General features: G+C 43.2%; 21 protein-coding genes and 2 riboswitches. Of the genes, 16 read left to right on the top strand and 5 right to left on the bottom strand.

Features of this window, described 5'->3' with window-relative positions; all coding sequences use genetic code 11:
• Positions 1-30 precede the first annotated feature (30 nt).
• Positions 31-304, bottom strand: a riboswitch (cobalamin riboswitch).
• A gap of 431 nt (positions 305-735) precedes the next feature.
• The 4 genes from LZG71_RS10650 to LZG71_RS10635 all read left to right on the top strand — a co-directional run bounded on the left by LZG71_RS10650 (position 736) and on the right by LZG71_RS10635 (position 4,936).
• Positions 736-933 carry a hypothetical protein gene (locus tag LZG71_RS10650; RefSeq protein WP_233820247.1) on the top strand — a complete coding sequence of 66 codons (198 nt, stop codon included), beginning with the start codon at positions 736-738 and terminating at the stop codon, positions 931-933.
• Positions 930-1,187, top strand: a complete 258-nt coding sequence (locus LZG71_RS10645) for a type II toxin-antitoxin system RelE/ParE family toxin (protein ID WP_233820246.1) — start codon at positions 930-932, stop codon at positions 1,185-1,187. Before LZG71_RS10650 ends, LZG71_RS10645 begins: the two co-directional genes overlap by 4 nt.
• Before the next feature lie 128 nt (positions 1,188-1,315).
• A riboswitch (cobalamin riboswitch) is annotated at positions 1,316-1,509 on the top strand.
• A 137-nt stretch (positions 1,510-1,646) separates the two neighbouring features.
• A complete protein-coding gene (locus LZG71_RS10640) occupies positions 1,647-2,279 on the top strand; it encodes a cytochrome c biogenesis protein CcdA (RefSeq protein ID WP_233820244.1) in 633 nt (210 codons plus the stop codon).
• A gap of 467 nt (positions 2,280-2,746) precedes the next feature.
• Entirely contained in the window at positions 2,747-4,936 is a 2,190-nt protein-coding gene (locus LZG71_RS10635) for a TonB-dependent siderophore receptor (protein WP_233820243.1), read from the top strand.
• A gap of 88 nt (positions 4,937-5,024) precedes the next feature.
• Here the strand turns inward: LZG71_RS10635 and LZG71_RS10630 are convergent, their stop codons facing one another.
• The 4 genes from LZG71_RS10630 to LZG71_RS10615 form a co-directional block, all read right to left on the bottom strand.
• Entirely contained in the window at positions 5,025-5,801 is a 777-nt protein-coding gene (locus LZG71_RS10630) for an oxygenase MpaB family protein (RefSeq protein WP_233820242.1), read from the bottom strand.
• Positions 5,798-6,172, bottom strand: coding sequence for a DUF2809 domain-containing protein (locus LZG71_RS10625; protein ID WP_233820234.1), 375 nt, complete (start codon positions 6,170-6,172; stop codon positions 5,798-5,800). Before LZG71_RS10625 ends, LZG71_RS10630 begins: the two co-directional genes overlap by 4 nt.
• 134 nt (positions 6,173-6,306) lie before the next feature.
• Positions 6,307-6,492, bottom strand: coding sequence for a hypothetical protein (locus tag LZG71_RS10620; RefSeq protein ID WP_233820232.1), 186 nt, complete (start codon positions 6,490-6,492; stop codon positions 6,307-6,309).
• A gap of 97 nt (positions 6,493-6,589) precedes the next feature.
• The gene (locus LZG71_RS10615; RefSeq protein ID WP_233820231.1) at positions 6,590-6,745 is read right to left on the bottom strand and encodes a hypothetical protein; all 156 of its coding nucleotides are present in this window, start codon (positions 6,743-6,745) and stop codon (positions 6,590-6,592) included.
• Between the two features lie 114 nt (positions 6,746-6,859).
• On the opposite strand from LZG71_RS10615, the gene LZG71_RS10610 reads away from it, so the two are divergent.
• The gene (locus LZG71_RS10610) at positions 6,860-8,572 is read left to right on the top strand and encodes a hypothetical protein (protein WP_233820229.1); all 1,713 of its coding nucleotides are present in this window, start codon (positions 6,860-6,862) and stop codon (positions 8,570-8,572) included.
• Here the strand turns inward: LZG71_RS10610 and LZG71_RS10605 are convergent.
• Positions 8,569-9,150, bottom strand: a complete 582-nt coding sequence (locus LZG71_RS10605) for a Crp/Fnr family transcriptional regulator (RefSeq protein WP_233820227.1) — start codon at positions 9,148-9,150, stop codon at positions 8,569-8,571. The genes LZG71_RS10610 and LZG71_RS10605 overlap by 4 nt on opposite strands.
• A gap of 219 nt (positions 9,151-9,369) precedes the next feature.
• Here LZG71_RS10605 and LZG71_RS10600 point away from each other — a divergent pair, with 219 nt between their 5' ends.
• The 11 genes from LZG71_RS10600 to hemN all read left to right on the top strand — a co-directional run bounded on the left by LZG71_RS10600 (position 9,370) and on the right by hemN (position 22,313).
• Complete coding sequence (locus tag LZG71_RS10600) at positions 9,370-10,617, top strand: asparagine synthetase B (protein WP_233820506.1); 1,248 nt, start codon at positions 9,370-9,372, stop codon at positions 10,615-10,617.
• 58 nt (positions 10,618-10,675) lie between these two features.
• Complete coding sequence (locus LZG71_RS10595) at positions 10,676-11,059, top strand: RidA family protein (protein ID WP_233820225.1); 384 nt, start codon at positions 10,676-10,678, stop codon at positions 11,057-11,059.
• 104 nt (positions 11,060-11,163) lie between these two features.
• Positions 11,164-11,760, top strand: coding sequence for an OmpH family outer membrane protein (locus tag LZG71_RS10590; RefSeq protein ID WP_233820223.1), 597 nt, complete (start codon positions 11,164-11,166; stop codon positions 11,758-11,760).
• A 244-nt stretch (positions 11,761-12,004) separates the two neighbouring features.
• The gene (locus tag LZG71_RS10585) at positions 12,005-14,455 is read left to right on the top strand and encodes a heavy metal translocating P-type ATPase metal-binding domain-containing protein (protein ID WP_233820221.1); all 2,451 of its coding nucleotides are present in this window, start codon (positions 12,005-12,007) and stop codon (positions 14,453-14,455) included.
• Positions 14,456-14,549: 94 nt separating this feature from the next.
• Positions 14,550-14,711 (top strand): cbb3-type cytochrome oxidase assembly protein CcoS, encoded by a 162-nt coding sequence (gene ccoS / locus LZG71_RS10580; RefSeq protein ID WP_233820218.1) that lies wholly within the window; start codon positions 14,550-14,552, stop codon positions 14,709-14,711.
• A 28-nt stretch (positions 14,712-14,739) separates the two neighbouring features.
• Positions 14,740-16,893 (top strand): cytochrome-c oxidase, cbb3-type subunit I, encoded by a 2,154-nt coding sequence (gene ccoN / locus LZG71_RS10575; RefSeq protein ID WP_233820211.1) that lies wholly within the window; start codon positions 14,740-14,742, stop codon positions 16,891-16,893.
• Positions 16,894-16,928: 35 nt separating this feature from the next.
• Entirely contained in the window at positions 16,929-17,942 is a 1,014-nt protein-coding gene (locus tag LZG71_RS10570; RefSeq protein ID WP_233820209.1) for a cbb3-type cytochrome c oxidase N-terminal domain-containing protein, read from the top strand.
• Positions 17,943-18,014: 72 nt separating this feature from the next.
• Complete coding sequence (gene ccoG / locus LZG71_RS10565) at positions 18,015-19,421, top strand: cytochrome c oxidase accessory protein CcoG (RefSeq protein ID WP_233820208.1); 1,407 nt, start codon at positions 18,015-18,017, stop codon at positions 19,419-19,421.
• A 140-nt stretch (positions 19,422-19,561) separates the two neighbouring features.
• Complete coding sequence (locus tag LZG71_RS10560; protein WP_233820199.1) at positions 19,562-20,002, top strand: FixH family protein; 441 nt, start codon at positions 19,562-19,564, stop codon at positions 20,000-20,002.
• Positions 20,003-20,010: 8 nt separating this feature from the next.
• On the top strand, positions 20,011-20,718 hold the full coding sequence (locus LZG71_RS10555; protein ID WP_233820197.1) for a sulfite exporter TauE/SafE family protein: 708 nt from the start codon (positions 20,011-20,013) through the stop codon (positions 20,716-20,718).
• A 230-nt stretch (positions 20,719-20,948) separates the two neighbouring features.
• Complete coding sequence (gene hemN / locus LZG71_RS10550; protein WP_233820195.1) at positions 20,949-22,313, top strand: oxygen-independent coproporphyrinogen III oxidase; 1,365 nt, start codon at positions 20,949-20,951, stop codon at positions 22,311-22,313.
• Positions 22,314-22,325 lie beyond the last annotated feature (12 nt).

Raw genomic sequence — 22,325 nt, 5'->3', positions numbered from 1 at the left:
CAAACCAGACTCAGCTTCATTTCGCGAAAGCATTTGTCAACAAAAAAAGGCAGGTCTCCTGACTTGTAACATTTACATCGTCCTTCCCGGAATAATTTTGAATGAGCGAATTACAGAATGAGTGACCGGGTCGCCGGTGCGATGTTTTCCATTCTATCATTCAATCATTCTCTCATTGTTGTCCCAGTGGACATCTTTTGATGTAAACTTTTTGGTGTTACTTACAGTTGCGCGACAGTTCGTGATTTGCACACGATTCCCTATTAATTCACTGGTTGGTAAAACCCTTTTCTGTTGGAAAAATAAAGTAAAGAACTTTTCAGGCTGCAAAGGTAGGGTTATAAGTTGTGGAAATGTCAATGAATGGTGAATTTCGTAGGGTAAACGTATTCCGGCAAATTCAACTACTTCTGATGAAAAGGCTCGGTAAGAGCCATTTGTTTATAGCACAAAATTTCAACAAGTCAGGATTTAACTCCCTAGGAGTTTCCTGTCTTCCATCTATCCAATCATCAGCTTGAAGAGGAGGCTCCTCCGGAGCCGGAATGCGTTTTTGTATGGTGATTTTCTATAAACAGGACGCTCCTCCGGAGCAAGACCTGTGTTATGAAGACTTTGAGAATAGTCTTAAAAATTTCACTATCTGTAACTTTCTTCATATGATTTGACATTCCTACATCAGGAACTGGTGTATTCAATATTTATGTTAATTTTACATTAAACAAAAATCTAATCATGAACTTACCAGGAATAAAAACCGAATATACTGCGAAGGGTAATATCAAGCGCGTTATTATCGATGGCACTTCTGATTCTGAGTTGGTTGAAGATATTTTGGATATGATCGCGATTGAAGCCGCAAAAGGTGATGAATATGTACCTTGGGAAGAGGTTAAAGCTGAGCTAAACAAAATACATGGTATAGACGAATGAAATACAACGTCGTATTGTCAAAATCTGCCGTTAAATTTCTTCGTGGTTTGCAAAAGCAGGACTTTACCCGCATTCAGAAAGCTATTGATTCTCTCGAAACAGATCCGTTTCAGCCAGGTTGTAAAAAGCTAAAAGCTATCGACAACACATATCGAATAAGAGCTGGGAATTACAGAATAGTATACGAGATTTACTCTGGAAAACTCATCGTTTCCGTCATAGACATCGGAGATCGAAAAAACATATATGATTGACAGGCTGCCTATTCGCCGGTCTTTCAATGGTCAACAACTCCCACATTGGAATAAGACAGGAGAACCACACAAACCTCCCCCAAAAAGAATTTTCCCAACCTACTGATACCATCTGCTTCAAAAAGCACTAGTTTTGCGCATTCATTGGTTCGCGCCTTGGCGTGATTAATAGGGAATCCGGTGTAAATCCGGAGCAGTACCCGCTGCTGTAAGTTCATAAAAAGTGTTTTGGCAAAAAGTCACTAGGACGATGAGAAAATTGTTCCGGGAAGGCGTCAGAACTGAACGAGCCAGAAGACCTGCCAGTCAATCATATTTCCGTTTTGCTTTCGGGAAGAAAAGCAAGTGGTATTGGACCGGTAGATTCTGCATGGTCTTCTCCTGCATTTCCCTTTGGCTTTACGGATAAAAATTTAATCACTTGCAGAATGCAAGTTGTATTTTTTTATCTGTACCAACATGATCAATTTCTTACTTGTAGATTCATTATTACTCGGCGTCCAGCATTCGTTTGAGCCCGACCATGTGGCAGCCGTTTCTGTATTGGCAACCGATGAAAAGAAAAGTGCCTCCCAGCGCTGGAAATTGATCTGGAGGTCTTCACATTGGGCTCTGGGTCATTCGTTTACACTCATTCTTTTTGCCATTCTGGTTCTCCTTTTAAAGTCGACTATTTCGCTCAATATCTCTGATAAAGTAGAGATGTTAATCGGCCCACTGATGATCTGGCTAGGCATTGTTGCGATTCGAAGGAATTTCAAACCAAAAACGGTAAGCAACTCACAACCAACCAATACCACATTCAGCAAATCATTTTTGGTAGGCATGATTCACGGTTTGGCCGGGACAGGAGGGGCTTGTGCCGTTGCATTGACGCTGGCCGCAAGTGACGCTGCAACCGCCGTTTGGATCATCGTTATACAAAGCGTAGGTATTATCCTTTCCATGTCGGCGTACGGATATTTCTTTGCCTTTTCAATCAGCCGTTTTGCTCAGAAAAAGGATGCCTTTTTGACTATTATCAACTATGTCGTAGGAGCGTTTTCTATTGGTATTGGTTTGGTTACTTTGTTTGAGGCGTTTGAGGGGTGAGTTATTCTTATGCCTGTCAACAAGTAACTAATTGGTACTCAGCAAGCACTCGTTTAACAATACGTAAGGCTTCCGGTACAGTTAATTATGACACTGATTTTGTCAGGCTGAGCGGAGTCGAAGCCCGAGCGACCAAGATAATTTATTACCTATCAATAATTTAACAAAGCATTAGTGGCTGTGCTCATGCAAGTGCTCATATTGGACTAATTAAATCGTTTTGGCACAAAAAAAATAATTCCGAAATGAATACATTATCAAAATGTTGATTGGCAAATTTTAAACTTGGTTGCCCGCACTTCGACAAGCTCAGTGTGACAAATATTTTAGCTTATTCAAAGGAGCAAAAGTACTATTTTCAAAGAGCTTGTTTGCTCCAAAACTAGTTACTCCGTGTGACAACTGTTTTCGATAATTCAAAATCCCCAAAAACTCCCACATTCCCATTTTTTACTTTATTCAACCATATGAAAAGGAAATTTTACCTTTTACCGAACATTTTCATCATTAAACTATCGGCTTTTTCGCTGCTTTCGGTTTCGGGTTATTCGCAGCAAAGCGTTCCCGATTCTGCACGTGAAAATTTGCTCAATCCGGTTGTTGTTACGGCTACGCGTTTTGAAACGAAGAAGGAAATCATCGCTCAAAAAATAAACCTTATTTCCAAGGAGGATATGCAAATGACTCCGGCTGTGGATCTGACGGATATTGTCAGAAAAATGGCTGCTGTGGATGTGATCCAGTATCCAAACCTTTCATCCGGAATCGGGATCAGAGGTTTCCGTCCACAATTTTCAGGGTTGAATCAGCGGACTTTATTACTTATTGACGGCCGTGCTGCCGGTGCTACCAATTTATCACAAATCAACCTGAATGGTGTTGAACGCATTGAGGTGCTGAAAGGACCTGCTTCGTCGCTTTACGGTTCGCAGGCGATGGGAGGTGTGATCAATGTGATTACAAAAAAATCGAGAGGAGCAACGCAGGGAAATGGATTTGTTGAATATGGCAGTTTTCAAACTTTGCAGGCAGGCTTAAACACTGGCGGAAACCTGACCAAAAAGCTGGATTACGATCTTTCCTTCTCTTATTTTGAAAGAGCGAAAGACTACAAAATCGGGAAGGACAATATTTTTCGTGATGCTTTTGGATACACGAAAGCACAGAAAAACTACACAGCTCAACCCATTGAACAGGTCGACGAACGCAAGGATGATGGTTTGAGAAGGCCTTTTACAAAGCTTCACCACTTCTCAGGCGCAGTGCGTTTGGGATACCAATTGACTGAGAAATGGCGTGTTGATGTACGTGGTGAAAGATTTCAGGCAAAAGATGTGGAATCACCTGGCGAAATTTCATCGGGCAGTACCGAAGCAAGCACAAAGGACGTAGATCGAGCTGCATTGGACATTTCCTTAACGGGTGAAATCGGCAACCACAGCCCAAGTTTGAAAGTATTCGGATCAGAGGAAAATACTAAAAATTATACCCTCAACGTGTCCGGCAAACCTGTAATTCCTTTCCGTTCGGCGCAAGGACACAATGCCTGGAAAGGGATTCAGGTGAAAGATGTTTGGAAGGTTGGACGGCATTCTGTGATTCTGGGATACGACTATTTGAACGCTTCCACAAACAGTCGCCGCTGGACGAATGATACCACGGAACGTGCGCCAACCCAACCTGAATATGCCATTATTTCTTCGGCATTCTTCACTCAGGTACTTTTGAATTTTGACAGACTGACCATTCAGCCAGGTATCCGGTACGACAATATTACTTTCGATGTAAAAGAAACTGCGTTACTTCCCACTTACAAAGCAGGCAAAAAAACGAATCCATTTACAAGTCCGAGTTTGGGAATTACCTATGAACTGGTTCCTTTCCTTCGCGCAAAAGGAACAATCGGCCGTGCATTTGTGACCACCGATGCATATAGTGTGGCCGGCTATAACGAAATCCGGGATTCAAAAGGACGTATTGCTGTAACAGCCGGGAATCCGGATCTGAAAAACGAAAGTAGCGTGAGCTGGGATTTGGGACTGAGTTTCAACAAACCAAAAGCAGGTTTATCGGCAAACGTAACATACTTCTCAACCAAGGTGGATAACCGCATTGCCAAGATCATCAAAACGGTAAACGAACCTTTGCCTAACAATGACGTAATCATTTCACGGGCTACTTTTGTAAATGCTGCCGATGCCGAAATTAGCGGACTGGAAACTGAAATAAGTTACGATTTTGGAGCATTGAGCAATTACAAATATTCACTCCGCGTATTCTGGAATGGAACTTCGATCTTAAAAGCGAAAGAACTAATTGTAGGAACAGATGGAGCATCCACCAACAGAGATATTCAGAACGTTGCCAAAAACACATTAAACTACGGATTGGAATATGACAATTTAAGATGGCTTCGTCTGCGTTTATCAGGCCGCTCAATTGGCACGCGCACGGACATTGATTACACCGACCCGATCAATCCAGAAATTGAATACCCAAAATACATGGTGATGGATTTCACTGCGTCATTTAAGGTGGCAGAAAATCATCAGTTAGCATTGAAAGTCAACAATGTAACAGATGAAAATTATTACGAAAAACGTGGGTATAATTTACCAGGAAGGGCTGTTTCTGTGAGGTATACGGTGCAGTTTTAAGAGGAATTTATACCACGGATGCACGGATAAATCACGAGTACAAATAAATCATTCGTGGTGTATTGGTGCATTCGTGGTGAAAATTGGATTAGCCCGCAACCGACAATTCTGGCTGATCCAATTCTATGACCTGATGTTTGTAGTCCTGAGGTAAAAGCGCATTTCTGAATACCTTTTCAATACCAAGCGAACGAACCAGCTTGTACAACGCCAGAACTGGTGTCAATAACGAAAAAGTCCTCAAACCGAGCAACGTAATCACCTTTTGCGGCACCACCATTACCTGTACCTCTTTCAGCATGAAGTAACGAACAGGCCCCAGGTGTTTTCTGTATTGTTTATATAAATCGGCTGTGAAGTTACTGGCCATCATATTGTCCCTCAAATGTTCCTGGCGCATGATTTGCCAGTCATGCAAGTTTCCCGGAAGTCCGGCAATTCCCATTCTGAAACCTACCTGATAAAACGTTTCGAATATTTCCCGCTTCTCTTTCTCGGTCAATTTTCTTTCCAAAACTTCAAATGACCGGATCGAATAGTCGATCAGCATAAACAACACGTCCCGATAAGCCCAATCAGGAATGCGGCTTCCTCTTGAATGCTCCACACCTTTGTGAATGGCAGCAATTTTATCTATCGAACGCAATGCGTCATCATATTCAGCGAACACGATCTGCCTTGCATAAGCCACGGTAGAAAACAGCCTTCCCAACGGATCTGCCGGAAGCTTTCCTGTAAAGTAGAGCCAATCCACCGCTTTATTCAAAGCAAATTCGGCCGATGCACCCGCAAAAATGAAAAGGATGGTATCGGCTTTTCCCCAGATCTCCCTCACCACAGAACCTTCTTTGACAAAATATTTCATAAAGCAAAAATTCGTTTTCTATTTTCAACTAACAACACAACTACAATTCCCAGCGTGGAGGCAAGCATATCACCCCATTCGAAACTCGTTCCCAAAATAATTCTCGCAACCTTGTTATTTTGCAAGCCTGTCATATTTATAAGTTGCAGATATTGAGCGACCTCAACCAGATAAGCGAAAAGTAAAACCCCTGTTGCCACCTTCCACGCACTTGCATTTGTCAAGGCTCTCATCAGGCAATACAGAAAAATAACAACCAGAAAATCACCTCCGTAGGGACGAATGATACTGTCATGCGCAAACACAGCGATTACTATTTCCGCCAGAAAAAGCAATACTGCCATTATCAGGTAACTATACTTTAACGACATAAATAAAAAGTACTTTGAATTACAAAGTAAATACAAAAAATTAATTACATCCAAGAAGATGCAAAAAAAATACCCAACGACAGAACACGACTGTTGGTGGGTATGATCAATAATCCTGACTTAGTGCTGTTTAATTAGCCATACAAATCAGAAATGGGGTTTTTACTCGTTCCTAATTTATGAGTATGCCACATATCCATGGCTTTTCCTATCAGTACAAACGGTAAGGAAACAATGGTAGAAATGATCATGGCAATGAATAACACGATTGCCAACCAAAATTTCCCAATATTATATGTGATCTTTGTGAGATTTTCCATGATTTATGATTTTAGTTCAATAATATATTGATGCAATTATAAGAAACAGGTAAAAGATCATACCAAAGCTCAACGATCGTCTTTATTTAAATCTTTATTATTCAAATCGTATGGTTGCCGAACCTCCATATTTCTTAATGAATAAAATTTTTGATTTCTTTTTAAGATCAATTGTTGCGGCAATAATGGCGGTTGCAGCAATTGTAGCTGCGGCGATAACCTTTCCATTTATGGCAATTTTCTGGATATTCAAGCAGTTGCGCGAGTTGATCAAATCTGATCGCTGATATAACCGAAACTTACTTTCGGTATAAGTAGCGTTCCGGATGCTTCTTCTTTTTACTTTAAAAAGTAAAAAAGCCCATTCATGAAAAGAAGAACATTCATTAATATCGGCGGCACTTCGCTATGCGCCCTTCCCGTTTTGACCTCTTCTGTTTTTGCATTCGACAATAAATATATTTCAACAATGCCTCCCTGGATTGTCGAGCTTGTGAAACGCAACGACACCGGACTCGATAATTTGTTGAAAATTCAGGTTCAGAATCCGGCCAGTCCAGACCTCGGCGGAGTGCCTGACTCTTTTGATATTTTAAATCCTCAGAGTACTTCCGCGATCATACAAGCCGGCGGCGTTGCCGTATTCTCGCCTGATTCAAAATACTATCAGTCTGCCGAATTGCTTGAAAGAATGAAGCTGGCAGCTTTGTATTTGTTGAAAATTCAGCACAGCGACGGGACCATTGATTTACTTTCCACCAATTTTCACTCTACGCCTGACACCGGTTTTTTGGTAAAACGCCTTACCATGGCTTATGTGCTGACGGAGAGATCGCAGGCGGCAGAAGCCAATACTGTACTTGGTCCACTGAAAAAATTTCTGCTCAATGCTGGTGAAGCGCTTATTGTTGGCGGCGTACACACGCCAAATCACCGGTGGGTGGTATCCGCTGCTCTTACCAAACTGAACGGGCTTTGGCCCGACACCCGATATGTAGACAGAATAAATGAATGGCTGGGAGAAAACATTGACATAGACGCCGACGGACAGTACAATGAGAAAAGTACTTTCATATATTCTTCGCTGACAGACCGCCTGCTGATAACCATTGCTGCGGGACTTAATAAACCCGAACTGCTTGAACACGTCCGAAAAAACCTGAATATGACACTTTATTATGTGCATCCGAACGGTGAAATCGTCACCGACGCGTCTGGAAGGCAGGATAAAGCTTTGATTGGCACACTCGAAAATTACTATTACCCATATCGGTACCTTGCGCTTCTTGACAAAAATCAAACATACGCAGCGATGTGCAGATTGATTGAGGAGACAGCCGGAAATAAAATCGGTTATTTTCTCGACTACTATTTAACAGACTCCACTTTGTGGGAACCGCTTCCTCCTCCTGCCGCATTGCCGCTGAGTTATGTTAAGGCATTCCCATATTCCGGACTGGTGCGCATCAGAAGAAATCGCAGAGATGCAACTCTGATCGCCAAAAACCCCGTGTGGTTCACATTCATGAAAGGAAACGCGGTACTTCAGGGCGTGCGATTTGCATCTTCTTTCTTCGGTAAAGGACAATTCCAGTCAGACGAAGTGAAGGTGAACGGAAATGTATACGAACTGACGCAAAAGCTGGAAGGTCCATACTGGCAACCTTATCCGAAGGATGCTATTGATCCGGGCGGAGACTGGGAAAAAATGCCAAAAGTAAATCGTCCGCAGAGTGAAGTGCAGCTCCTTGAAACCAACATCCGCATAAAGGAAACGAAAGAAGGAATGGAAATCGAAGTGATTACGAATGGAACGGAACGCGTACCTGCTGCTCTGGAACTGATTTTCAGACCCGGCGGCGAACTCAAAGGTGTGGTAAAAGTAGATGGTTCCAAAGACTCATGGATTTTAAAAGAAGGTACCGGAACTTACACTTTCGGAAGTGATACGATCTCTTTCGGTCCGGGAACAGGCCTTCATAAAAACATTGCACTAAGAGGTGCACTGCCACCAATGGATGCTCCCACCGTATTCCTTACAGGATTCACGCCCTTCAAACATACGATTCGGTTTAGTTAACTCTTACTCATCCGTTTACGGATCCGGCTTAACGACGGCCCCTGAATGCCCAGATACGAAGCGATGTGGTATAGAGGAACGTTGTTAAAGATGTCGGGATGTTTTTCAAGCAGATCCAGGTATCGCTGTTCGGGTGTCAGGAAGAGGAAATGTTCTGCCCGTGTCATAGCGATGTCGAAAGCGGTTTCAGCCACCAGCCTGCCAAACTTCTCCCACTGCTGCGACTGTCTGTATAGCTTTTGGAGGTGGTCATAGTGGATGTACAGTATCGTTGCTTCCGTCATTGACTCCGTGTAATAATTGCACGGGGTTTGTGTCACGAAACTCTTGTAGGATACAACTATCTGATTTTGTGAGAAAAAGAAAACATTTTTTTCTTCTTCCGAATCAGTATAATAGGTACGAAAAACACCATTCAGAATAAACCCAAGGTGTTTACAAACGTTTTTATATTCGTTGTAAAACTCTCCTTTTTTGTAAGTTTTCTTTTGCCAAAACGGATGCGATAAGGCAAACGCTTCCTGCTCCATTCCGGCGAATTGCTTCATAACCGCGCCCAACATCTCTATTTCTGTCATTAAATATCAGTTTATGATGGTGTTAACAAAATTAAGCTTTATCCTGATCAGTAAGTTATCCAGAAAAAAACTGCCACGAATTTACGAATGAGCACGAATAAAAAATCGATTTTATCTTTTACAAAAACTTCATTATCAAACGAATAATTAATAAATTTAATTGATTTTATTGATCCCCTCCCCCCATAATTCCTGCAATTTCAAACCGGCTGTTGTATGATGATCAGGTTTATCTTATCACTTTTCATTTTGTCCACCCAGAGTTGCTTCGCCAACTTTCTACTGATCCCGATGGACAATACCCAAAGCAATCATCTCAAAGCTTATGGACTTTCCTACATGTTGCTGAAAGGTGATCTGGATGTTGACTGGCTGCTGAATTATCGGGGCGGCAGTTTTATGGTGCAGTACAGCAAAAGCATCGAAAATGAATGCAAGTTACGGGCGGTGTCTTACGAGATCATATCAAACGCTCAAAATCAACAGATACTGAACGAAATCCAAAAACCGGATGTAAACATGGACGTGGTGAAACTTCACAAAGCAGCGAAAATAGCGGTGTATTCTCCTGTGAAAATAAGCCCAGCTGAATTTGAAGATACCGATGCCGTGCTGTTGGTGCTGAAATATGCAGAAATACCATTCGAGGTTATTTACGATGAGGAAATACTAAAAGGCGATCTGCCCAGGTACGACTGGCTGCATCTGCATCACGAAGATTTCACTGGTCAGTTTGGCCGCAGTATTCGCCGAACTTCTCCGGCAGACATCAAAGCACAGGAAGCCATAGCAGATCGGTTTGGTTATTCAAAAGTGTCTAAAATGAAACTTGCAGTTGCCAAGCTCATCAAGGAGTTTTGTGCCGGCGGCGGCTTTTTGTTCGCAATGTGCTCGGGAGCTGAAACTTTTGATATTGCCCTTGCCGCCGAAGGAATCGACATTGTTGACAATTTCGATGGCGATGGTGTTGATCCCGACGCACAATCCCGGCTCGATTTCGACAAAACCTTTGCCTTCCAAAATTTTAAATTACAGCTGGACGATTACGAGGGAATGGGGTTTTCGGATATCAATTCCTCGGCTGGACGCTTCCGCGGCTATGGCAGCAACGAAGCTTATTTTTCCCTTTTCGACTTCTCAGCAAAATGGGACGTAATTCCTGCCATGTTGGTGCAGAATCATGAAAATCTGGTGAGAGAATTTTTTGGACAAACTACTGCATTCTCTAAAAACACAGTAAAACCAAGCGCGCTGGTTATGGGAACAAGCAGCCAGTCGGACCGTTACATTTATGGTGAAATGGGCCGCGGGCAATGGACTTTCTACGGCGGCCACGATCCGGAGGGAAGAGGCGGCGGACGCCGAATGCCCACGGATCTCAATCTTTATCCTAATTCTCCGGGTTATCGGCTCATACTGAATAATGTATTGTTTCCTTCGGCCAGGAAGAAGAAAAGAAAGACGTAACGACGATTAGTAAGTCGGGTTTAGAAGTTTGTAAGGGTGTTTTAACCAAAAAATTAACATGACAAACAGGAAGAATTTCAATACATCTAAAATACCCCGAATGACCGAAGTGTTTCCACAAGCGGTTGTTGCCGGGGGTTTTATATTTATTTCAGGTACCACCGGCGTCAACCCGGCTACTGGAAAACTAGACGACGACTTTGAGAAACAAGCAACCCAGTCGTTTAGAAACATACAAACAATTCTGGAAGAACTTGGAAGCGGTCTGGACAAAATTGTAAAAACAACTGTATTTATGGTTACAGGAAACGACTTCGCTATTTTGAATAAAGTCTATGGAGAGATTTTCCCGGAAAATGCTCCTGCCAGAAGCACACCCCAGGTTATGCCCTTTCCCGCAGGCATCCTGATATCTGTGGAATGCATTGCATTTGTGGAATAATGCTAACCACAAGCGGAACAACCTTTTAACATTTTTTAACACAATAGAAATCAGACAGTTGCGTTGGGTTTGAAGTTATCCACTCTTTAACCCATTCAGACAAGATGAAAACAATTTCTTCCCTTTTCACTTTCGCTATTTTAGCTTTTTGTGCTATTGAAAGTCAGGCACAGGACATGAAGATTGGTCATGTTGACCAACAGTTTATCCTCTCGAACATGCCGGAATTCAAAAAGCTGAATGAAGAAATCACTGAAAAAAGTGTTCAGTACGACAAGATTCTGAAAAGCAAATTCGACGACTTCGAAAGCAAAAGAGCAGCATTCGAAAAACTTGCTTCTGCACAAACAAGCGAGGCAATCCTGAAAGACAAAGCGGCTGAACTCGAAAACCTGAAATCATCATATGAAGAGTTTCAGAACAACTCCATGACTGAACTCCGTAATTATTTCAGCAAAAAATTTACACCCATCAAGCAAAAAGTGAATGACGCCATTGTGTTTGCAGGAAGAAAAAATGGCTATGCTTTTCTACTCCGCATGGATCTGAACCCTGATGGCGGTGACCTGTGGCCGGTCGTTTTGTATGCAAAAGATACGACTTCCACGCTTACTTCGGAGATACTAAAAAATCTAGGTGTTGACAGTACGGCAGCTTCGAACCGTAAAATCGGTATTCCACAGATGTTGAATAAAAGGTAGATAATTTTCTATTAGCCATAAGAAATAGATCAAGCCAGAAGGTTTCGCACCTTTTGGCTTTTTTTGTTGTCTCAAAATTTCAGAACACCATCTCAATTCCTGACCAAAGTCATACTTGGTCACCCGCTTCCGTCATCTTCTCTCCCGTCCAATTCTCCCAATTTTGAATCACAGTTTTACATACGTGTCAAGCTGCATTTCATCACTGGAAACCATCGGGTGATATCACAATAAGAGTAGAGCCATGAGCGCGAACAAACTTGCAGTTGAAGAAGAAACTCCTACCCATACAACCTGTTACCATTGTGGAGAAGAATGCCGGGATGAGATCATTGAGCAGGATGGCCATGAATTCTGCTGCGATGGCTGTTCGGTTGTTTATGACCTGCTCAAAGAAAATGACCTTTGCCGGTATTACAACATCGACGGAGCTCAGGGAATATCACCCGACAAAGCTTATTTCCAGGGCAAATATGATTATCTGGATTTGCCCGAAGTTTCACAAAAGTTACTCGAATTCACCGACGGACGCCTTTCCAGTGTAAACTGGCTTGTTCCCAAAATGCATTGCAGTTCCTGTATCTGGCTACTCGAACAACTTTATAGGCTCAACCCTGCCATAAGAAGTTCTGTTGTCAATTTCCCTGAAAAGAAAGTACGTATAACTTACGACGCCGGACAGATCAGACTTAGTGAACTGGCTTCACTCATTTCCAGCCTTGGTTACGAGCCTTACATCAGCCTCAATGATGTGGAAGGAAAACAGATCAAAAAGTGGAACCGTACACATTTATACAAGATCGGTATAGCAGGATTTGTATTCGGGAACATTATGATGCTGAGCTTCCCGGAGTATTTCAATCTGGGCGATTCTTCTTCGGACAGCGATCTGAGATTCTTGTTTAACATGCTCAATATCGCTTTCAGTCTACCGTTTTTTTTCTATTGTGCTTCCGATTTTTTCAAGTCTGCCTGGGGAGCTTTAAAGGGCAGATATCTCAATATTGACGCTCCGATCGCACTCGCTCTGACCTGTATTTTCCTGATCAGTTTGTATCAGATTTTCACAGAAACGGGTCCCGGATATCTGGATTCACTCAGCGGTGCCGTATTTTTTATGCTGATAGGCCGGTATTTTCAGGACAAAACCTATGCAGGAATTTCGTTTGACAGAGACTATAAATCCTATTTCCCGGTGGCTGTTTCCGTTGTCGATGACGGCGTTGAGACCCGCAAGCCCATTACAGAATTAACTACCGGTGATCAGATTCTGGTTCGGAATGAAGAACTTATTCCCGCCGACTCCGTCCTGCTTAGTCCTCGGGCAATGGTAGATTATAGCTTTGTATCGGGTGAATCTGAACCTGTTGAAAGAAAAAAAGGAGATACCATTTATGCAGGCGGAAAACAAAAAGGACCATCCATTGAGCTGGAAGTATTGCGACGGGTTTCGCAAAGTTACCTTACTCAACTATGGAACCACGATACATTTTCCAAGGAAAAGGAAGATCAAAACCAGACGCTCGCGGCTCGCATCAATAAGTACTTTTCGGTGATCGTACTGATCATTGCCACGGTTACATTTTTGACCTGGATCATCTTTCTTCACAACCCGGAAACTGCCTTTCGGGCATTTACTACAAGTTTGCTGGTTGCCTGTCCGTGCGCACTGCTTCTCTCCTCTACATTCACAAACGGAAACCTGCTCGCACTTTTTGGCAAGAACAGATTTTACCCAAAAAATGCACATACCATAGAACGGCTTTCGCATATAGACACAGTCGTGTTTGATAAAACAGGCACCATTACGCAGGCAAACGAAGCCGAGGTTGATTTTGTAGGAAAGGAATTATCTACCGAAGAACTGGTGATGGTGAAGTCAATCTCCATGCAGTCGTCGCACCCGCTGAGCAGAATGATCGTAAAAAAACTAGCCGATACAACTGCAAGCAAACGCAGCCTGGGCAATTACACCGAGACCGGCGGAGCAGGCATCAGCGCATATTGGGGCAAAAAAGAGGTTAGACTTGGTTCTTCAAAATGGGTAGGTGCAACGGTATCAACCGAAGAAAAAAGCGATGCATCTCATGTGTATTTCTCTGTCGAAAATGAAGTTTACGGTTACTTCACAGTAAAAAGCAAATACCGACCCGAACTAGCCGAAACCATAAAAGCACTACAAAAAAATGGTTACCATACTTACCTTTTATCAGGAGACAAACCTACTGACAAAGCTTTGTTAACTCCCGTTTTCGGCGACGGATCAAGTCTTTTGTTTGAACAAAAACCGGAAGAAAAACTGCGTTTTATTGAGAATCTGCAACAAACCGAATACCGCAATGTACTCATGGTTGGAGATGGACTGAATGACGCAGGTGCTTTACGCCAAAGCAATGTGGGACTTGCCGTATCCGACGACATCAATAATTTCTCCCCTTCGTGCGACGCCATTGTGGAAGGGAACCAGCTTGCGAAGTTGCCAGCTTATATGAAACTGGCCAAATCAGGGCAGCAGATTATTAAGCTAAGTTTTGGAATCTCATTGTTTTACAACATTGCCGGACTAGCCTTTGCCGTCACCGGAAATTTATCACCTGTAATTGCCGCGATCCTGATGCCCGTCAGTTCTATTACCATTGTGGCCTTCACAACGCTCGCCAGCAACTTAGCAGCACGAAAGTGGATCAAAAACTGATCAATGTCATATTGAAACCATAACCTGTGTCATCGTTCCACCGACAGTAACCCGGTAGTTTTGACCTATCAATAAAACTTAACCCCAGCCAACCATGGGCGCATTTTATATCATGATCACCATCAGCCTCATCATCGCTGTCGGCTTTTTAAGCGCATTTATGTGGTCGGTTAAAAAAGGGCATTTTGATGACGACTATACACCATCGGTACGCATACTGCTTGACGATACCACTACGGAACAACCAACCAATTAATACTGTATTCACCAAATTCTATTAACTTATGTCAAACCTTCCACATCCGGGTATTGCATCTGTCGAGCTGGACGAGTTTCAATATGATAACCGCATCGTACGAAATTTTGCTATTGCAACAATTCTGTTCGGGTTAATCGGAATGCTTGTCGGTCTGCTTGCCGCACTCCAGCTCGTTTTCCCCGACCTGAACATGGATATTCCCTATCTCACTTTTAGCCGGATAAGACCCCTTCACACCAATGCTGTCATTTTTGCATTCGTTGGTAATGGATTTTTCACTGGTCTGTATTACTCTGCACCGCGTGTTTTGCGGGCACCCATGTGGAGCCCGGTTCTGAGTCGTTTCCATTTCTGGGCATGGCAGTTCATCATTCTGGCAGCGGCGATCACCCTTCCAATGGGACTTACAACCTCCAAAGAATACGCAGAACTTGAATGGCCGATTGACATTGCCATTGCTGTGGTTTGGGTATCGGCATTAATCAACCTTGTGATGACCACCATCAACCGCCGTACCGAACATATTTACGCGGCTGTTTGGTTTTACATTGCGTCGTTTGTAACAGTGGCCATGTTACACGTTGTGAACAGTATTGCCCTCCCAATTTCATTATTCAAAAGCTACTCGGTTTATGCAGGTGTGCAGGATGCCCTCGTGCAGTGGTGGTATGGACACAATGCTGTGGCCTTCTTCCTTACAACACCGTATCTGGGTTTGATGTACTACTTCCTTCCCAAAGCAGCCAACCGTCCAATTTATTCATACCGGTTATCCATTGTCCATTTCTGGGCACTTATCTTTCTGTACATCTGGGCCGGACCTCACCATTTGTTATACACATCTCTGCCCGAATGGGCTCAAACGCTGGGAACCGTTTTCTCCGTTATGCTTATTGCACCATCATGGGGCGGGATGATCAACGGACTTATGACCCTTCGCGGTGCATGGGACCGGGTTCGTGAAGATGTCGTTTTAAAATTCTTTGTTGTAGCCATTACGGCTTATGGTATGGCTACGTTTGAAGGTCCAATGCTTTCTTTCAAAAATGTAAATGCCATTGCACATTATACCGACTGGATCGTTGCTCACGTGCACGTTGGTGCCCTCGGCTGGAATGGTTTCTTAACTTTCGGATTGCTTTACTGGCTGTTTCCACGTCTTTACAACCGTCCGTTATACTCTCAAAAAGCAGCCAATTTCCACTTCTGGATCGGCACATTGGGTATCATATTTTATACCGTTCCAATGTATTGGGCAGGATGGGTACAAAGCTCTATGTGGCAGGAATTCACTCAGGAAGGTCTGCTGAAATATCCCAATTTCCTTGAAACCGTTACCCAGCTTGCACCACTTTATTTCCTGAGAAGTGTTGGTGGTACATTGTACCTGATCGGATTTGTAGTGATGATCTACAATCTCTGGATGACTGCTCTAAAAGGCAAACTGGTACCAACCGAAACCGCAAAAGCAATGCCTTTGAGTGCAATCTGGCATGCATCTAAAAACGAATACTGGCACCGCAGAATTTTCGAACGCAAACCTCTGGCACTTACAATTTTCGCATTGATCGCCGTAGCCATTGGTGGTATGATCGAAATGATTCCAACTTTTATGATCAAATCCAATGTACCGACTATTGCAGCTGTGAAGCCATACACCCCGCTCGAATTACAGGGACGCGATATTTACGTTCGGGAAGGATGTTACGTTTGTCATACCCAAATGATAAGACCATTCCGTGCTGAAATAGAGCGTTATGGCGAGTATTCCAAATCAGGTGAGTTTGTATACGACTTCCCGCACCAATGGGGATCCAAGCGTACCGGACCGGATGTGCATCGTGTTGGGGGTAAATATCCTGACTCATGGCATTACAACCACATGGAAGATCCGACAAGTATGTCGCCGGGATCGATCATGCCAAGATATGGCTGGCTTCTTGAAGACGACCTGGATACGAGCAATACCGCCGCGAAAATTCGTGCGATGCAAACGCTTGGTGTGCCCTACGAAAAGGATTATGATAAAGTCGCCAATGCGGACCTGACCCGACAGGCAAAAGAGATTCAGGGACGACTGAAACAGAGTGGAATCAAAACCAGCGAAAACAAGGAAATTATCGCATTGATTGCCTATCTGCAAAGATTGGGAACCGATATCAAGACAGACAAACAATAAAAAATCATCTGTCATTATCATTTTAAACTATCATCATGAAATTTCGAACATATCTTGAAAACATTGTGGGGATTGAGATCTTCCCTCTGATTTCGCTGATCATATTTTTTGGATTCTTTATATCCCTCCTGGTTTTTGTTTTCAGGATTGATAAAAAATCACTTAAAAATATGAGCAGTCTGCCGCTCAACGATGGTGTAGTAAAGAAAGGAGTACTGTCTGTGCTAATGCTGTTTTTTGTTTCATTTTCTGCATTTGCGCAAGATGAAGCACCTGTGAGAGCTATTACAGGCACCGATCTGCTTTTGTATATCCTGCTTGGCGTACTATTCTTTGTCGCTGTGCTGGTGGTGATTTTGCTGGTGAATGCACTGAGCCTACTAAGACAAATGACTACCACCGAAGGCGAATCCAAGGCGCTCTTCAGCGAGCACTGGTGGAAGAAATTCGCCGGGATGGGTATTGCGATCAAAGACGAACAGCAAATTCTGATCGAAGGACACGACTACGATGGTATTCAGGAACTTGATAACCGTATGCCACCCTGGCTCCAATCGCTTTTTGTATCAACCATTGTAATTGCAATCGGCTATTCAGCTTACTACTTTGGCGGATTTGGAGACATGCAAATAGCCGAACTCGAAAAAGATATCGCCCAGGCGGAGATTGAGAAGAAAGCCTATATTGAAAAAGTAGGTGCCAGCATGGACGAAAATTCGGTGACCGAACTTACAGATGACGCTTCAATAGGTCAGGGACAAGCGCTGTTCACCGAAAAATGTGCAGCCTGCCACGGTCCGGACGGTGGAGGTACTGTGGGACCAAACTTAACAGATGCATATTGGCTGCATGGCGGAAGTATCAACGACCTTTTTAAAGTAATCAAATACGGTGTTCCCGAAAAGGGAATGATTTCCTGGGAGAAGCAGCTCTCACCAACTGATATTCAGAAAGTAGCAAGTTTTGTACTCTCGATAAAAGGCACCAAACCTGCCAATCCAAAAGAACCTCAGGGTGAATTGGTGGAAGATAAAGTGGCTGCCAAATAAATTCACTCAGGTAAAGTTCTGGATCCAGGATTATCATCCGGACTTTGTCTGAAACATTAAAATGCATTATCAATGAAAACCTTTGATATTCCGGAGCAGGACGAATACTTCCGCGATCATTTCAGCGGTGTGAGCGAGGATGGGAAAAGAAACTGGTTTTATCCGCAAAAACCAAAAGGCAACTGGCACAACAGACGCGTATGGTTTACGGTATTGATATTAGCATTACTCTTCGTAACGCCATTTCTGAAATACAACGGACAGCCATTATTGCTGTTCAATGTTCTGGAACGAAAATTCATCATTTTCGGCATCTTCATCGGTCCGCAGGATTACTGGCTTTTCGGTCTCCTGATGCTCTCGTTCATGGTATTTATTGTGCTTTTCACCACCATTTTTGGTCGTTTGTGGTGTGGCTGGGCTTGCCCGCAAACGGTATTTATGGAAATGGTTTTCAGGAAAATCGAATACGCCATTGAGGGTGACGCAGGAAAACAAAAATCACTAAACAAAGCTCCATGGAATAGTGATAAAATCATAAAAAAGGGTTTGAAGTATACCCTGTTTCTCACCGTTTCTTTCCTGATTGCAAATCTGCTTTTGTCTTACGTAATCGGTGTAGATGAAGTTGGCAAAATCATCAGTGAGCCAATCAGCGATCACCTGCCACTTTTTGGTGGTATCGTGGCCTTCACTGCGATTTTCTATTTCAATTTTGCATGGTTACGTGATCAGGCTTGCACGGTTGTGTGTCCATACGGACGTTTGCAGGGAGTTTTGATGGATCGTAATTCTATTGTGGTGGCTTACGATTACAAACGCGGCGAGCCTCGTGGCAAGCTGCACAAAGGTAAAGACCGAAACGAAGGTGACTGCATCAATTGCCATCAGTGCGTGGCAGTTTGCCCAACCGGAATTGACATCCGAAACGGAATGCAAATGGAATGTGTGAACTGTACAGCTTGTATAGACGCCTGCGATTCTATTATGGATAAAGTAGGTTTTGATCACGGTTTGATCCGTTACACATCCGAAAATGCCATCGTTAACAAAACCAACAAGCTGATCACACCAAGGGTAATTGGGTACATCGTAGTGCTGGTATTACTCTGGTCGGTTTCCGGCTTTATGATCTTGTCGCGCACAGACACCCAGACTACGCTGTTCCGTGCTCCGGGAAGCCAATACATTGAGAACAAGGATGGCTCTGTGAGTAATCTTTACACTTTTAAGATATTCAATAAAACCAATCATGTCGTACGGCCCACTCTTGTTTTAGACAATTCTCAGGGTAAGCTCGTTTTTGCAGGAACACCTGATTTGACACTCAACGGAGCCGGAATGTCAGATGGAACGCTGTTTATCACCATACCAAAAGCGGAATTAAAAAGCAGAAAAACGAAACTAAAACTGTCGGTGTATCAGGGAAAAGAAAAACTCGAAACCTTTGAAACGACCTTTATGGCACCGGCTTACTAGAGTTCAGTTAACAGTTTTCAGTTTAAAGAAACAGTGTTATCCGCCGAAATTGCAACAAACGAAGTTTAATCCATATTAACTAAAAGCTAACGGCCAATCACTAAAAGCTAATAGCCAACAGCTTTATATCCATCATCATTATGAAATTCAATTGGGGAGCCGGAATAACCACTCTGTATCTGAGCTTTGTAGCCGGAATACTGGTGCTGGTAGGTATGAGTGCGAGTCAGAAGATTGATCTGGTTACGGATCATTATTACGAAGAGGAAACGAAATTTCAGGAAAAACTTAACAAAACCAATCGTGCAAAAGAACTCTATGAACCGCTATCCTGGCAGGTAAATGAAGAAGGTCTGACGATTCAGTATCCGGAAAATGCCGGAAATGTTACAGGAACAATCAATCTGTATTGTCCTTCCAATGAAAAGAATGACCGCAGTTTTGTCATTGTAAATCAGGATAAACAACAATTTATTCCTGCATCAAAAATTCATAACGGGCGTTACCGTCTCCAAATTGACTGGAAAAACGGAACGGATACGTATTGGAATGAAGATGTAATTGTAATGGAAGGCCGTTAAATTTCCCGATGATCACCTTTCTTCCATATCTGGCACTTACAATGGGGCTCATGAGCAGCTTCCATTGTATTGGCATGTGCGGACCCATTGCTCTTGCATTGCCCGTTCAGAAAGGAAACCGGTTACAACAACTCGCAGGACTAACCATTTATAATTCCGGTCGCGCCTTCACTTATGGAATTCTTGGTCTGCTCATTGGCTCCATAGGTTCATCTCTCGCCTGGATTGGCTATTTACGATACCTATCTGTTTTTGCAGGAATACTTATGCTGGCTTATGTTTTCTGGCCAGCCAGGCTCGACACATACTTCCACACTCCCCTATTCTGGCAACGTGCAGTCAACTTTGTCAGAAAAAAAATGGGCGAAATGCTAAGGAGCCGAAAAATGCACGGCTGGCTGCTGCTTGGAATTTTCAACGGTTTGCTTCCATGTGGTATGGTGTATCTGGCACTGATCAGTTCCATGGTTACGGGAAGCATGGCAGGCAGCGGATTGTACATGTTACTTTTCGGAATAGGAACACTTCCAATGATGATGGCTGTTGGTTTTTTTAAACAATGGTTCACGCCCAACCTTCGTACACGCATTCGTAAACTGACCCCCATCGTGATGGCGGTCGCAGGAATATGGCTGGTTGCCCGTGGGCTTTTAATTCAATATCCCGCGAATACTTCCGCAAAGGCCGACCGAATTACGATCTGCCATGGAAAGTAAGCATTCATTCTCTTTGGGAGTACACAATAAGCTTCTGATTCCGAGTAGGAAATCATTTTTGCTGATCAGCATATACTGATTCAGGTATTTTTGTTTTGCCTGCTATTTACTGCAACAAGCCACTTCCACGCCCACAACAGTAAGTTTTTAAGCTGACCTAAGTCATGTTTTTAGGTTTGGCACATTGCTAGTTTTGATCCACTCAATCATACATCAAAACGATTCTTCTCATGGATAAGGATTTGCTGTTCAAATACAATACACCGGGTCCCCGCTACACGAGCTATCCCACCGTTCCATATTGGCAAAAAACACCACCGACCCAGGAAAGTTGGAGTAATCTTGCAAAAAAAGCATTTACAGTTTCTAATCAGAAAGAGGGAATCAGCCTGTATGTTCACCTGCCATTTTGTGAAAGTCTTTGCACTTACTGCGGCTGCAATACCAGAATTACGATCAACCACGCGGTTGAAACAAAATATATCAATGCAGTTTTGAAAGAATGGGAAATGTATTTCTCCATATTCGGGAATGAAAAACCCATTATCAGAGAAATACACCTGGGAGGTGGCACACCCACATTTTTCAGTCCTGAGAACCTGACAAAACTCATTAACGGACTGACCAAAAATGCAGGGATTCATCCCAATGTACAATTTGGTTTTGAAGCCCATCCGGGCAATACGACCGATGAACATCTGCAAGCGCTTTACAATGTAGGTTTCAGAAGAATCAGTATCGGTGTTCAGGATTTTAACCCGATTGTACTTGCGATTATTAACAGACATCAGACCTACGAGCAAGTAGCGCATTTAACCCGTAAGGCAAGAGAAATTGGCTACACTTCTGTCAACTATGACATCGTATACGGGCTTCCTCAGCAAAAAACCTGTTACATGATGGAGACCATGTTTAAGGTCATCAAACTGAAACCGGATCGCATTGCATTTTACAGTTATGCCCATGTTCCAAGGATAAAACCAGGGCAAAGAAATTTCACGGAAATGGACTTGCCGGATGCCGACAAAAAAATGGCGATTTATGAAACTGGTCGTAACGCATTGGAACTTGCCGGATACAAGGATATTGGTATGGATCATTTCGCACTGGAAACCGATGAACTGTACAAAGCGCAAACCGAACAACGCCTGCACAGGAACTTTATGGGCTACACCGATACGCGCACGCAATTACTCATCGGTCTTGGCGCATCTTCTATCAGCGATAGCTGGAATGGTTACGTTCAAAACGAGAAGAAAGTAGAAGATTACTACAAAAGGATCAATGCAGGTCAATTGCCGATCATTCGAGGGCATGAGCTTACAGCCGACGACCTCATCATTCGCCGGCACATTCTACGATTGATGACCCAGTTTGAAACAACCTGGACATCCAAAGACGACGTGTGTGAGGAAGTTTACAAAGCAGTGGAGCGTTTGTCAGAAATGGAAGCGGATGAACTCATTATTATTGAGCCGTACCACTTACGCATAACGGAAGGCGGAAAAGCATTTGTTCGAAATGTGTGTATGGCTTTCGATGCAAGGTTATGGGAAAGCGTTCCACAGTCGGCATTGTTTAGCCAAACCGTTTAATATAAGCAGCTA

This window comes from Dyadobacter sp. CY312 (assembly GCF_021390535.1).
In the GTDB taxonomy this organism is placed as follows: Bacteria; Bacteroidota; Bacteroidia; order Cytophagales; family Spirosomataceae; genus Dyadobacter.
This window is presented reverse-complemented; position numbering and strand designations above follow the sequence as displayed.